The organism is Paenibacillus radicis (ex Gao et al. 2016) (genome assembly GCF_014641555.1).
GTDB lineage: Bacteria > Bacillota > Bacilli > Paenibacillales > Paenibacillaceae > Pristimantibacillus > Pristimantibacillus radicis.
This window is the reverse complement of the sequence record NZ_BMHY01000020.1, coordinates 1-13,921: the sequence shown is the minus strand read 5'-3', so window position 1 is coordinate 13,921 and position 13,921 is coordinate 1. Positions and strand designations below refer to the sequence as shown.

Here is a 13,921-nt window from a genome sequence, read left to right as displayed (position 1 = left end):
GTTGGAGGAGACCCCATGAAACAACAAGAACGCGTCAGTTCGATTCAAATGTCCATGCTGTTCCTTTTTTTCATGACAGGCTCCTCCATCGTCATCGTCCCTGCGCCCTTAACGAACATTGCAGGCAATGGAGCGTGGATTTCTCTTCTCCTTGCCACAGCGATAGGAATGCTTCTGCTGGCTGCTGTTCTCTATCTAAATCGGCTGGCCCCCGAGCTCTCGCTGGTCGGACAAAGCCGGTCCGCAATGGGAAAAGGACTTACCTTCCTGTTGTTGATCCCCTTCAGCTGCGTATTGCTGTGGAATATTTCAGGCGTTGTGATTGAGATCGGAATCTTCTTCAAGAACACGATGCTGAAAGAAACTCCTACTTACGCTGTAAGCACCTTGTTTTTTATTATGATCGGACTAACCGCAATGGCAGGAATCGAGGTCATTGCCCGGATGGCTGCTGTATTCATGTTCCTGATGTTCGGCTGTATTGTCCTGATCTGGATTCTGGTTGCTAACCTGTACCACCCGCAATACTTGCTACCCGTGATGCCAGACGGCATAGGCCCCATCCTAAACGCTTCTTACGTGGTATATGGTTTCCCTTACTCTGAGTTGGTCGTATTCTCGGTCATCTTCTCGTTTGTACGTAAGGACGAGAATGCTCAGCTGCGCAAACATATGTACGTCGCGCTTATTATCAATTCCTTGACGTTAATTGCTTCGGTCATCAGCAGCATTATGGTGCTTGGACCACTGTCTGGAGATTTGAAATACTCTTTGTACCAATTAGCCAGGTTAATCTCGTTTCAGGAGGTGATCGAGCGAATCGAATCCGTCATCGGATTCTCGCTCATCGTCGGCTTTTATTTCAAAGCCTCTATCCTCCTGCTCATCCTGATTAAACTATTGAAAGAATTGCTAGGCTTGAAAAATGAGCGCTTGGTCGTATTCCCTGTTGCCTTCATCTGCCTATTACTGTCCGTGACCACTTATACGAAGGAATCTCAATTGGAGGAATTCGTCAATGTGACCTGGCCGCTGCTCAATACTCTCGCCTATACCATACCCGTTCTTCTCATTCTGTTGGTCACCGTTATAAGACATCATAGCAAGGGAAGTAAAGAGCAATAGTTGTACGTTGTGATTAATCAGCCAGTCAAGCTGTTACGTCCACCTTCTTCAGTCGGCGAATCGTCATTCCGGCAACGATAACGATAAACAGGATACACATCGTCCAGAATCGGATCCTATCGCTAGCTGACAGACTCTCCTGGCTTATAACGCCCATGCCGATTGTTAGAAGCGAATAGGGAAAATAGAGGCCCAGCTTCATTACATACATGCCCAAGCCGATAAATACCGCACATACGCTAATACCAATAGGTATGGCAAAGCTGCGGATTTGCATGGAAAGCCGAAGCTGTATAGCGCCGATTGCAAGCGATGCAAACCAGCCGCGAATGATCCATCCGACCGTCTCCAGAGGAAATGGCTGCTGCAATCCAAACAGCTTCCCGGCTCCGAAATAAAGAGCGATAAAAAATAGCTGCACAAAAAGAAGAAGTAAACCGACGATCACCAATTTTGAAGCAAAAATAGAGGCAACGGATACGGGCGCCGTCATCACCGCATTCCAGTTTCTGTTCATATGCTCCAGCCTGCAGACATAGGCGCTGCAGATCGCAATAAGCACAGGAAGAAAAAACTGCCCATAAAACAGACTTACCTGCGTCCACAGGCTGTACCAGCCATTTTGCAGAACCGCTTGGTTAAAATAATAGTTGGCGCAGCCGATCAGAACGCTAAATACAGGCAGCACCACAAGTATAAGCCACATACGGGAATGACGAAGCTTCAGCCATTCTGCCTGAATACATCTTTTCAACATCTCTAATTCCTCCTTCTCATCCACCTAAACATCCTGCCGGGATACATGAATGCTTCCCGCGAAATACACCACTGCCCCCATGATAACAAGCGTAAGGGGCAAGCTTGCTCCGATGTCCCGGACAACAAGCTCCATCGTATTGTCTGCATAATGACTGGCTACGGGGCTCAGCCCTGTATAATAGGACCAAATAAAGAGACGGCGTACCACCGCCGGAAAGAAATCCACCGTGATGCCGATAAAGCCGCCAATCATCCCCAGACAAAGCCCAAAGGCTTGGTTTTTGACAGCTAGAGAGATCCACTGCTGCAAGGCGATAATAACCATCGTTGTTATCATCGTGCCGCCCCAAAACCGGATCAACAGAACAAAAGGAATAGAAGGCTCGAAGCCATGCATAACACCAAAGCCTAACATGGCCAAGAATTGCAGCAGTATAGCAAATAACATCAATATGCAAGCGCAGCTATATTTAGCCGCATAAATATGACTTCGCTTGACAGAGGCAGCCATCAACAGCTTCCACGTACTGCCTTTGTACTCCATATCGCATATGCGTGAAGCGACTACCGCCGAAATAATAGGCAGAAACAGTCCATTCATCGAGGCAAGCAGCATAATCAGAACCTCCCACCCCGCATTGTCCGGATTCCGGGACATCGACATACTGGATGCCATGAAAGCCCACGCTAGCTCCACGCATAGAAACAAGCTAATCATGAGAAACAGACGCTTGCGTCGCAGTTTGAAAAACTCAAGCCCAATCATTTTCATTAGAGACTTCTCTCCTTTCCCGTAAGCTCAAGGAAAATGCGCTCTAAACTTTTCTTATGCTCTTCGATTCGAATAACATCCAGCCCAGCCCCAAGGAGCATCCTGTTCGCCTCCGCTACTTGGACATCATTCAGAGCTTGGAGCGTCAAGTAATCGTCGCTGATGACCGGCTGCAGTCCATGACGATAAAGCAGTTTTTGCGCTGCCGCGTTATCTGTTGTTTTCATCGCGATAGATGACTGGCTTTTGCTTTGAAGCAGGTCCATACTGCCTTGAAACAACAGTTGCCCCTCACTTATAATGCCAACTGAAGTGGCAATTTGCTCAATCTCGGATAACAAATGACTGGAGATTAAGACGGTAATCCCGTAACGCTGCGGCAAAGATTGAATCAGCTCGCGGATTTCACCAATGCCAGCCGGATCAAGGCCGTTGGTCGGCTCATCAAGTATTAATAGTTTTGGAAAAGATACCAGTGCCATCGCAATGCCAAGCCTCTGCTTCATGCCAAGCGAATATTGCCCGACTTGCTTGTTCTTTTGATTATCCAACCGGACGATTTTCAAGGCGTCATGCACATTTTTATCCGGCACATTGCGCAGACGCTGTACAATACGCATGTTCTCCAGCCCGGTCAGATGACCGTAATAAGAGGGGGATTCAATCAGCGATCCGGTTTGGCTCAGAATCAGCCGGCGGTTTCGATTAAACTCCTTGCCAAAGACTACAACTTTACCGCCAGAAGGCTTGGCAAGTCCCAGCAGCATTTTCAAAGTTGTCGATTTTCCCGCTCCATTCGGACCTAAGAAACCATATACATCGCCTTCATATACCGTTAAGTTCACCTTGTTAACCCGATAGGCATCACCATAGCGCTTGGATAGATTTTGCGTGGAAATAATCGTATTCATCGTCTTGCTCACTCCTAGTGGATTGTATTCGGCTTCTCTTATTCCGTAATTAGAGTGTAAGGAAGCGACCCTACAGCCAACTTAAACGAGCCTTACGATAACCTTAAATGATCTTCAAAGACGTGAATAATGTGGAATGACAGGAAGTACCTAGTATAATGAATAGGGGTGATTGGTATGGACAATTTGAAGCATAAAAAAATTCTCATCGTAGATGATGAGCTTGAAATTCGTACGATGATTGACGGTTTTCTGCGCAAGGAAGGTTTTACCCGTATCTATCATGCGGCCAATGGTCAGGAAACGATGGCGAATCTTGTTACCAACAAGCCCGATATCGCGATTCTAGACGTTATGCTTCCGGATAGCGACGGATTTGCCCTCCTTTCTTCTATACGTCAATTTTCACAAATACCGGTTCTGTTTCTGTCCGCTAGAGGTGAAGACGAAGATAGGCTGCTAGGCCTCGGACTAGGCGCAGATGATTATATGGTCAAGCCCTTTCTGCCGCGGGAACTTGTACTTCGGCTAATGATCATATTACGAAGGGTATATGCTCCGCCAAGGCATGAGCCACAGCCGCAATTTAAACTGGGGACGTATACCGTCGATCTCGAAGGCTCAGTCGTACATAGCAGCTCAGGGGAGCAAAGCTTAACAGCGAAAGAAAATACGCTGCTTAAGAAGCTTTATGAGAACCGGGGGCGTATTGTGACGAGCGATGCATTATGTCAATCCGTGTGGGGTGACGATTACTACGGCTATGAGAACACGTTGATGGTACATATCAGGCGGATACGGGAAAAAATCGAGGCGGCTCCCTCCAGTCCTGAACACCTGCTTACGGTACGGGGACTTGGCTATAAACTGATGGTGAAGGAGGCGTAATATGGACGGAGCCGTCCGCATTTTACGGCGTTTCGTAGGATCGACTATTCTTATCTCTATCTTCCTGCTCGTCCTCAATCTGATTACACTTGGAGCCTGGGTATTTAATGGCATGAATGAATCGCCATCTCCCAAAAGCGTTACCCAAAGCATGATGAAACATCTGCATCTGAATAACGGAAGCATCACGCTAGATCCCGAAGCGGAAGAGCTGTTGCAGCAAAATAAGGTTTGGACGATGCTCCTTAACGAGGATGGAAAGGTGATGTGGAGCTACGCTCTGCCGGATGAGCTGCCCCGCTCTTACTCCCTTACCGATGTAGCGAAGTTTTCCCGCCATTATTTAATGGATTATCCGGTGTACGTATGGGAGCATGAAGGCGGACTTGCTGTCATCGGTTATCCCAAGGACAGCTACGTGAAATATCAATTTAATTATTCGGTTAGCTGGATACAGGATATCCCTTTCCGCTCTTTTATTTTACTCGTTGGAAATATTGCTTTGGCATTGCTGCTCTCTCTCTTCATCGGCTCTCGTCTCATCAGATCGATAGCGCCGCTTATTCGGGGCATTCATGCTCTGGCTGATAAACAAAGTGCACATGTAGAGCCTAAGGGAGTTTTGAGCAGTCTGGCTGCAAGCATTAACCACACATCGGAATTGCTGCAGCAGCAGAACGTTGCGCTTAAAGCCAGAGATGAAGCACGCTCGAACTGGATTGCCGGCATCTCCCACGATATTCGCACGCCGCTGTCCATGGTGCTTGGATACGCTAGTGAATTAGAGGAGAGCGACTCGCTCCCTTCCGAACAACAACAGAAAGCCGGCATTATCCGGCAACAGGGAGAGAAGCTTCGTTCTCTTATTCATGATTTAAACTTAGTCTCCATGCTGGAGTACGAAATGCAGCCGCTGCATATCAAGCCGATCCGGCTATCTGCACTAGCGCGTCAAGCTGCCGCTGATTTTATGAACAACGGTTTGGATGAACGATTCTCCTTGGAGCTGGAATTTGCAGATGAGCAGTTGAAAGTTAACGGGGATGAAAAGCTGCTGTTGCGCGCCATCACCAACCTGGTGCAAAACAGCGTTGCCCACAACGCGGAAGGATGCCGTATCAAGCTGCAAACGCAGGCTTCTTCGGATCGGGAAGTTTGCCGGTTAATTGTAACCGACAACGGGAAAGGCGTGTCCGCAAGCGTCCTGCCCGATTTGCTCGAATTGCCTTATTCTTCAAGAAGAAAACATCCTGTACACAACGGTCATGGGCTAGGATTGCCGATGGTCGCAAGAATTGCTAAAGCACATCAAGGACAGCTCATTTTGAGGAGTAAAATCGGACAAGGCTTGGAAGTCATCATTGAACTGCCAGCCGCGGATGCTTGTACTTAAAAGTGAGGCAATAAGCCACAAGTCGTCATGCGAATTGTGGCTTATTGCCGGCACTTCAAATCAGACCATTTAACCATTCCGCATTGAAAGCAGAATATCCATTTTCTTAAAGCTCCTCTCGGTTCATTTAAAACCGATGTTTGTTCTCTTCAACCCACACCTCAAAGGACTTAAGCGGCACGTCATACTCCCTCGTTTCATTTATATCAAATCCGTAACCGGGGACGACCTCTAACCACTCCATGAAATTAACTGTTCCCTCGAGCATGCCGCGTTTCACGGTTTCCTCAGCGCTAAGCGTTTCAAAAACCACTTCCTTATGAAGAAAACGACTCAGCGTTTGAGCAATCTGAGTCATGGAAAGCTCGTCGCTTGCGATATTAATGTCCTTTCTATTAAACTTCACCGGATTCTCAAAAGCTGCACGAGCGAACTGGGCTGTATCCTCCCCGGAATTCAATTTCAACGGGGTATCTGCTTTCATCGAGCCAAACAAAACTCCGTTCTTAAGTTCCGGTGCCATATAGACTGAATTAGGCTCCAAAAAATTCTCCATAAACCAGCAAGGATGTAGAATCGTCCAATATGGGAAACCGCCATTACGTACAAGCTCTTCGATGACGTATTTATTCTCCCAAGTCTGAACCATTAACTCATATTTATCCCACCAAGGAAATAAATTGCTGCCGGCGACCGAGGTGTGTACGATTTGTTCAATTCCGAATTTCCTTGCAGCCTGTACAATGTTTGCAGCATTACGCGGCTCGACCGTTGGATCATAGGGGTCGGCGTACTGCGCTGAAAAAATCGCCGATACATTCTGCATGGCTGGTTCCAACGATGCTGGATCGGCCATGTCACCTTGTATCATCTCCGCCCCCAGGATAGCCATCGCCTTGGCAGCTGAAGACTCCAGATTTCTGGTCAGGATCCGCACATGATGACCATGCTTCAGCAACTCACGGGCTACATTTCCTCCCTGGGTTCCTGTGCCTCCTATAACCAATATTGGTTTTGTTTTGTTGGACTCCATATCGAACCTCTCCCGTCTAAATATCGTTTATAGAACAATCGAATTATATTACCGAGGTAAAGTTTTGTCAACACTATGGTAATGTAATTCAGGAGGATGAGCTGACACGGAACATACAAATTAAAAAAAACGCTCCACAACTGCTGTGCGGAGCGTTCCAAATTGATTCACCTATTCTGCTTTAACAACCAACAAAATTTCGAATCGCTTCTTCGTTTCTTCCAGAATATCGAAGCTGCCACCCATAGTCGCCCAATTCAGAATAATACCGTTGGCAATAATGCACATCGAATCGAGCAAATCCTCGGCACTCGCTGGATTCCTAATCTGGCCTTCATCTTTGGCCCGTTGGATCAGAGTGGGAATAATATTGCCCAATAAGGATGATTTGCTCTTATCTAGAGGGAGTATTTGGTTCCGAAGGTGAACTCTGTAGTTTTCCTTCGTCATTTCGACGCCCAAGCGAACGCTGTGCTTCACATAAATCTCCATGACTTTCATGGCCTGGTCTGCATAATCGTTGACCGACAGAATATCCAGTAAATCATCATTGGATATCATGTTGTCAAAGGAAAATAATTCGGTTATCAACTGATCCTTGGACTTGAAGTGGTAGTAAAACGCAGTTTTGGTCACACTGATCTCTTTACAAATTTGATTGATCGTGACTTGATCGAACCCATATTTATTAAATAAATTGATGCTTACATTCAAAATGGCTTCTTTGGTTGCACCTCTTGCACTCATAATATGCTCCCAGCTCCTTTGTCCATATTATAAAACATGTGACCATGAAAAAGTAGCACATAACCGTAGTAAGGTTTTTTATGTTTATGGTATTAATGAGATGTATCCCTTCCAGTAACAAAAACAGCCGCCCCGTAGTAACGGAGCGGCCATTTGCCAGCAATCATTCAACTTATTCTGCAATATGGGAGACGTTCTCCCATTCCTTCACTTCTTCGATCCGTTTGCTCAGAGCATCGCTGATACTGTAGGTAGCCATCGAGCCGACTGGGAAATGCAGCGGAGGATTGTCGCTGTTGATCATCGCGATCATTGCTTCCACCGCTTTGTCCTGTTTGCCTAATTGAAGCGAGTTGTAGCTTTGGTAGAAAGCCTCATAGACTGGAGCATATTCCGGAAGCGGGTTGGACTGTTTTTGGGATTGTCCCATAAATTCCGTTTCGAACACACCTGGCTCCACGATCGTTGTCTTGATGCCGAATGGAGCAAGCTCAGCGGACATCGCTTTGGAGAAGCCCTCAACAGCAAACTTAGAAGCTGCATAAATGCTGTATGCCGGTACGGCCCACACGCCGAACACGGATGAGATATTTACGTAATGGCCGGAGCCCTGTTTCTTGAAGACCGGCAGCGTCTCGCGGATGACGTCCAGCATTCCAAATACATTGACGTCAAATTGATGACGAATTTGCTCGTCGGTATATTCCTCTAGCATCCCAAACAGCCCATAGCCTGCGTTGTTGACGACAATATCAATCGTGCCGAATTTGGCTACCGCCTCTTGAACCGCAGCTTGAATTTGCTCCTTATTCGTTACATCCAGCACCGCAAGATGGACATTGTCAGGTGATTTTGCCTTCAGATCGGCAATGTCCTCCAGCTTCCGTGCGGTTGCTACAATTTTGTCCCCGGTATCCAGCAATTGCTCGACAAACTTACGGCCAAATCCTGAAGATGTCCCTGTAATAAACCATACTTTACTCATTAATAACCATCCTATTCTATAATAAAATATTACTTCATGTTGTTGTTAATGGTTGCGGATCAGCCGATCCATGTTACCCTTGGCGATAAATCGGAGCGCCCAGTGGAGATGCCCCTGCGCCTCCATCTGCGCTGATCTCAGCACCTTGGACAAATGAGGATTCATCCGACGCCAGAAACAATGCGACATTCGCAATTTCTTCAGGCTCACCCAATCGCTTCAGCGGAATGCTGCGCGAAAGTACGGACTCCAGCTTCGCAAAGCCTTCATCTGTCGACTGTCCCCAGATTGGGGTGCGTGTTGCGCCAGGAGAAACGGAGTTCACACGAATGCCTCGCGGTGACAATTCCGATGCCAACACTCGTGCCATGCTGCTAATAGCACCTTTGCTAGCTGCATATGCCGCATAGCCCGGGCTGCCCGCTTTAGCCAGAACGGATGTGTTCAATATGACGGAACCACCTGATCTTAAATGTGCTGCTGCTGCTTGAACAAGAAAGAATACGCCAGTTACGTTTACTTTGAGCACTTCTTCGAAAACGGATAACTCCGTCCCTCCCACCGGTGTTTGAGCCGAAATACCAGCATTCGCGAACACAATATCCAGTCCGCCGAATGTATCGACTGCCGCAGCTACCGCTTTTTCTGCGCTTGCCGGATCAGTAGCATCTGCTTGGACGGCCAGAACGTTCGAACCAAGCTGTTGAACGGCTGCATCCAACGTGGATTGATTCCGTCCTGTAATAATAACCTTTGCACCTTCTTCTACAAACCGCTTGGCCGTCGCGAGTCCAATTCCGCTATTTCCGCCTGTAATTAATGCTACTTTTCCATTCAGTCTTCCCATGCTAATCCGCTCCCTTTGCTTTTATTAGTGAACAACTGTTGTACTTAATGAACCTGTTGTATCCATCGTCCTCAATTGGGAACGATCATTCTAAAAAGAGTAAAAAAATTTCTACCGGACCACTTCAAAACTTGTTAGATCTATTAGAGAAATTTTGGCCGCGAAGGCCGTCATCCTTCTCACAATTTCGATAATAACATATTGAGAACGATCAGTAAATAATTATTTTTTACCGATTGTTCTCAATAGTCAAATGATGCCGGCTTCATAGGCTTTAATTCTCTCGCGGAAATTGCCTTTGGCCAAATAAGCTCCTCCGGACCGCTCAATCGCACGCTCGACCAGAACATCCATCGCATCTATTACATAGCTTCTTATTTGCAGCGGCAGCGGAATGCAAGACAACTCCGTACATGCCAGAATGATCCGGTCACAGCGATACGTCTCTCTCATTTGCTGCACAACTTTTATCAATTCAACAGCATTTAAATTTCCATCTCGTTTGACTTGCTCATAAATGATTTGCGATACCTTCCGTTGAAGGGATTGTGCCGGAATCACATATTCCAAGCCATAGCGCTCGCAGCTTTCGGCATACACGCCGCTCTTGATCGTACCGTCCGTAGCGAGCAGACCAACACGACTAACCGGGTCGCCCGACTTGCTTACTTCCTGAACCGTTTCATTGACCATATGAATGATCGGAACAGACGTCAACCGCTGCATTTGCTCATAGAAGAAATGCGAAGTATTGCAAGGAATCGCGATATTTGCCGTTCCCGCCAGCTCGAGCAGCTCCAGATCTTTACGAACCGCCTCTATAAAAGCAACATGATCGCCGCTCGTTATGGCGTCCGTTCGATCAGGCAACGAAGCATGATTCAGAACGATCATATCAATATGCTCCTGATCTTGCTTTGCAGCCGTTCTCGCGATCACCCGTTCCATAAATACAGCCGTAGCTTGTGGCCCCATTCCGCCAAGTACGCCTAACCGCTGACGTGCCGTAACCGCTGCTACCCCCCGTATCGACATCCTTATTTCCCCCTGACAATTTCTAGCGTGTCCAATTCTGCTGCATGAATAGAATGGATAATTGCAGATCCAGCCAGATTTTTCGCTGTCATAAACGCATTGACAATTTCTTTCTCATTAAAGGGCGCTAGCGTGCTTCCTAATAGCTGAGTTGTCTCATGGCCTTTGCCCGTAATGAGGACGATATCTCCCGGCAGACATTGAGATAATGCAAAATGAATGGCTTCCTTACGGTCAACGAAGGAGTGATAACTGCCCCCCGCCTGCTTAACTCCTCTAGTGATTTCATGAATGAGACGCACAGGATTTTGACGTTTCGGGTTATCCGAGGTAACGACAGATATATCCGCATATGTTCCAGCCACCTTGCCCATCGCTCTGCGCTTCCGTTCCCCATGAATGCCATCCGCTCCGTAAACGCCGAATACTAGAATAACTCTGCCGCTTGCAAAAGAACGAATCGTTGTAAGCACCTGCTCCAAACCGTCTTCCGTGTGAGCGAAATCGACGACTACTTTATTGGCTGCGTCCTCGTACACGGTCTCCATTCTTCCTCGAATACCGGTTAGGTTATGGAGTCCAAGCTGAATCGTGGAGAGACTGATTCCTTGGCTGACCCCATAGGCAATCGCCGCCAATGCATTATAAACATAGATCATCCCCGGAAAATGAATCTGAATGGCAATCTCCCCAGCCGGAGTATGTGCGGTGAATACAGAGCGGTTTTCCAAACATTGAATATGAGTGGCATAGATGTCGCATGAAGGATGAATGCCGTAAGAAAGGACTGGAGCGTTGCGATCATTCAGCCTCTTGATGAGCAGCAGACCGTAAGGATCATCTGCATTAATAATGTTCATCTCGGTCGTTTGCTCGAATAATTGGGCCTTCGCTTCAAAATAATTTTCCATGGACTGATGAAGCTCCAGATGATCTGGCGTTAAATTCGTGAAGATACCCGTATTGAACCGGCTGTACGCCGTACGCTTCAAGTGCAAAGCATGGGAAGAGACCTCCATGACGCAATCCTCTACTCCCGACTCCCTCATCGTTGCAAACAATTGCTGCAAATGAAGAGATTCAGGTGTTGTATTCCGGGTTTCAACCGCGTCGCCCTTGATCTGGCTGCCCATTGTGCCAATCAGTCCTACCGAACGGCCTGCTTGCTCCAATATCGCTTGAATGAGATACGTGATGGAGGTTTTGCCATTCGTCCCCGTAACACCAATAAGATTCATATCCGCAGTGGGATTCCCGTAAAAGACAGCCGAGAGCTTGGCAAGGGCTTCTCTAGCATCCTGCACCATTAGAATCGGAATTCCGGCTCTAACCTCGACTTTCTTTTCAACTATGACGGCAACAGCTCCACGCTCGATAGCTTGATCAATATACTGGTGCCCGTCTGTTTCGAAGCCTGTGATAGCAACAAATAGACTACCCTTTTTCACTTCCCTCGAGTCAAAGGCAATTCCAGTTATCTCAATTTGCGGATCACCTTGCATAAGGGTATGTTCGAGACTGGCAACGATGGATGACAACAACATAAAGCGAACCTCCTCTGTAAGCATCTGTGTCATATGGGTTAGCCTTTGCGTGCTTTCCTAAGAAATTTGCCTAACAGTATCCCCATGTATGCGAGGGCTGGCTGCGGATCCTTCCAATCCCATATCGCATAAGCCTTAGGCCGGAATAGCAACGAACGAACAACTTGGGTGCGTGTCAGCTGTCCCGATCTCCAATAATCGCGTATCGCGAGCAGATCTTCGTAGGCGTACCAGAATACACGCTTTGTTGCTCTTGCTTCTGCGGATTGGCGCTGAACGTTTCCAGTCAATTCACAATAAGTAAGGTACGGAATATTCATCCCCGCCTGCTGGAGCAAGACGTTCAAATTTGTAATGCGGACATTAATCTCAATTAAATAAAATTGACCGGTTTCCGCATCCTTCTTGAACTCAATTTCCGCGAACCCCTTCCATCCAATGTGCTCCAGAAATTTCGCACCAATCTCATACAATTCCGGTGTCTTCTTATACTCGGTATAGACCGAGGCTCCAAAATTAACCGGATACTGGCGAAGCTTGCGGCAGCTTACCCAATTCGTTACCTGAGATTGTTGATTAAGGTAAGCGTCAAAGGTGTACATATGATCGTCGAATCCTGGAATAATGCGCTGCACGATCACTTCCAGCCCGGCCTGCTCTGCCTCATCCAATGCCTTGATCAGCTCCACCTTGTTATGTACTTTGAAGAGCTTGCGCCGGAAGTGGGCAACAAAGGCCGGAGAATCAACCGGTTTGACGATACAGGGATATTGAATAATATTTTCAATTTTCTCGAAAAAATGCTCGTCATTCAGCTTCACCGTTTCTGGTACACGAACATTGTTTTGTGTTGCCAGAAGATGAAGCGTCCCTTTATCCATGACCTTCGTATACAGCCCTTGTTCCGTCTGCGGAATCAAGTAATAGCGCTTCAGCTTCGCCAAATGCTCATCCACGATCTCAACATAGGAATCATGGCAAGGAATAAGAACTGGCGGGTGGCTTTGCTTGCTGGCATAATCGATCAAAAACCGGACAAAGCCTTCTTTGTCCTCCTTGTAATGAGGAGCGATTAGCTGCTCCGAGCAAAACTTCGACTTGGCACCGTAAGCCTGCTTGCTGGAATAGTCCACCGCTACCGTATGAATACCGTGTAGACCCAGGCAGCGAATCGTGCTAAGGCCTATATAATAATTACAGCCCAAAATGACCGCTTTATGTTTCATGTAAGCACATCCTATTTTCATCTAAATAAGTATCCCGCGTGATTGACCGGCATCGCTTGTTGGTCCTGTATGTATTTAAACAGATACATATTTCAAACTTGTATCTACAATGTAAATTTGTTGCGCAAGTGACTAAGGACTTAAAAAAAGAAGAAACCGGAGAGGCTGCCTCCGATCTGCGACGCTACACCGCGTGTGTTGGCTTATGTGCTTGGAACTGTGAGGATACACGAGAAGAGAGATTTCTGCTTAGTTTATCCCGTTTATCGTTTGGCATCCGAAAGTGATGCAACCCCCGGGCATAGAGGGAGGTTAAAAGATGGATGGCAGACTGAAGGAAATGGTCTGAAAACGCCAAAATGCTCCCCATTAACTATAAAAAACCCTCCTCAAATTGACTTTGTGGAGGGTTTACACATCATATTGTGATGTTAAAAGTCTGGGACAATTCAACACGCTCGACATACGATACGCATGATGTCACGAACCAGTAACCATTCACCATACCCCTGCCTGCGTTAATGAGGAACAAAATGCAAAAGTGCATTTTGATCAGCCGCAAACTGCCCAAAACAGCCCTCAAAATGCAAAAGCGGTTAGGCCCCCGTAATCCGGAGTTTTACCCTACAAATAACAGGTGCTTGAAGAAAAGCTCA

General features: G+C 47.0%; 13 protein-coding genes. 3 read left to right on the top strand and 10 right to left on the bottom strand.

Annotation, left to right across the window (positions count from 1 at the left end):
* Positions 1 to 15: 15 nt before the first annotated feature.
* Positions 16 to 1,125 (top strand): GerAB/ArcD/ProY family transporter, encoded by a 1,110-nt coding sequence (locus IEX98_RS26885; protein WP_188892779.1) that lies wholly within the window; start codon positions 16 to 18, stop codon positions 1,123 to 1,125.
* Between the two features lie 25 nt (positions 1,126 to 1,150).
* Here IEX98_RS26885 and IEX98_RS26880 read toward each other — a convergent pair whose 3' ends face one another.
* The 3 genes from IEX98_RS26880 to IEX98_RS26870 are packed head-to-tail and all read right to left on the bottom strand — an operon-like array spanning position 1,151 to position 3,567.
* On the bottom strand, positions 1,151 to 1,882 hold the full coding sequence (locus IEX98_RS26880) for an ABC transporter permease (RefSeq protein WP_188892778.1): 732 nt from the start codon (positions 1,880 to 1,882) through the stop codon (positions 1,151 to 1,153).
* Positions 1,883 to 1,906: 24 nt separating this feature from the next.
* The gene (locus IEX98_RS26875; protein ID WP_188892777.1) at positions 1,907 to 2,656 is read right to left on the bottom strand and encodes an ABC transporter permease; all 750 of its coding nucleotides are present in this window, start codon (positions 2,654 to 2,656) and stop codon (positions 1,907 to 1,909) included.
* Complete coding sequence (locus IEX98_RS26870) at positions 2,656 to 3,567, bottom strand: ABC transporter ATP-binding protein (protein WP_188892776.1); 912 nt, start codon at positions 3,565 to 3,567, stop codon at positions 2,656 to 2,658. Before IEX98_RS26870 ends, IEX98_RS26875 begins: the two co-directional genes overlap by 1 nt.
* Positions 3,568 to 3,744: 177 nt before the next feature.
* On the opposite strand from IEX98_RS26870, the gene IEX98_RS26865 reads away from it, so the two are divergent.
* Both IEX98_RS26865 and IEX98_RS26860 read left to right on the top strand, forming a co-directional pair.
* On the top strand, positions 3,745 to 4,455 hold the full coding sequence (locus IEX98_RS26865; RefSeq protein ID WP_188892775.1) for a response regulator transcription factor: 711 nt from the start codon (positions 3,745 to 3,747) through the stop codon (positions 4,453 to 4,455).
* 1 nt (position 4,456) lies between these two features.
* Positions 4,457 to 5,848, top strand: coding sequence for a sensor histidine kinase (locus tag IEX98_RS26860; RefSeq protein WP_188892774.1), 1,392 nt, complete (start codon positions 4,457 to 4,459; stop codon positions 5,846 to 5,848).
* A 127-nt stretch (positions 5,849 to 5,975) separates the two neighbouring features.
* Here the strand turns inward: IEX98_RS26860 and IEX98_RS26855 are convergent, their stop codons facing one another.
* From IEX98_RS26855 to IEX98_RS26825, 7 genes are all read right to left on the bottom strand, one after another.
* A complete protein-coding gene (locus tag IEX98_RS26855; RefSeq protein ID WP_188892773.1) occupies positions 5,976 to 6,881 on the bottom strand; it encodes an NmrA/HSCARG family protein in 906 nt (301 codons plus the stop codon).
* 171 nt (positions 6,882 to 7,052) lie between these two features.
* Positions 7,053 to 7,628: a TetR/AcrR family transcriptional regulator gene (locus IEX98_RS26850; RefSeq protein WP_188892772.1), complete on the bottom strand. Its 576-nt coding sequence runs from the start codon at positions 7,626 to 7,628 to the stop codon at positions 7,053 to 7,055.
* Positions 7,629 to 7,800: 172 nt separating this feature from the next.
* Positions 7,801 to 8,613 (bottom strand): SDR family NAD(P)-dependent oxidoreductase, encoded by an 813-nt coding sequence (locus IEX98_RS26845; RefSeq protein WP_188892771.1) that lies wholly within the window; start codon positions 8,611 to 8,613, stop codon positions 7,801 to 7,803.
* A gap of 73 nt (positions 8,614 to 8,686) precedes the next feature.
* Positions 8,687 to 9,460 carry an SDR family NAD(P)-dependent oxidoreductase gene (locus tag IEX98_RS26840; RefSeq protein ID WP_188892770.1) on the bottom strand — a complete coding sequence of 258 codons (774 nt, stop codon included), beginning with the start codon at positions 9,458 to 9,460 and terminating at the stop codon, positions 8,687 to 8,689.
* A gap of 249 nt (positions 9,461 to 9,709) precedes the next feature.
* Complete coding sequence (locus tag IEX98_RS26835; protein ID WP_188892769.1) at positions 9,710 to 10,495, bottom strand: aspartate/glutamate racemase family protein; 786 nt, start codon at positions 10,493 to 10,495, stop codon at positions 9,710 to 9,712.
* Positions 10,496 to 10,497: 2 nt separating this feature from the next.
* Positions 10,498 to 12,039, bottom strand: coding sequence for a UDP-N-acetylmuramoyl-L-alanyl-D-glutamate--2,6-diaminopimelate ligase (locus IEX98_RS26830; protein ID WP_188892768.1), 1,542 nt, complete (start codon positions 12,037 to 12,039; stop codon positions 10,498 to 10,500).
* A gap of 38 nt (positions 12,040 to 12,077) precedes the next feature.
* Positions 12,078 to 13,265, bottom strand: a complete 1,188-nt coding sequence (locus IEX98_RS26825; RefSeq protein ID WP_188892767.1) for a carboxylate--amine ligase — start codon at positions 13,263 to 13,265, stop codon at positions 12,078 to 12,080.
* Positions 13,266 to 13,921 lie beyond the last annotated feature (656 nt).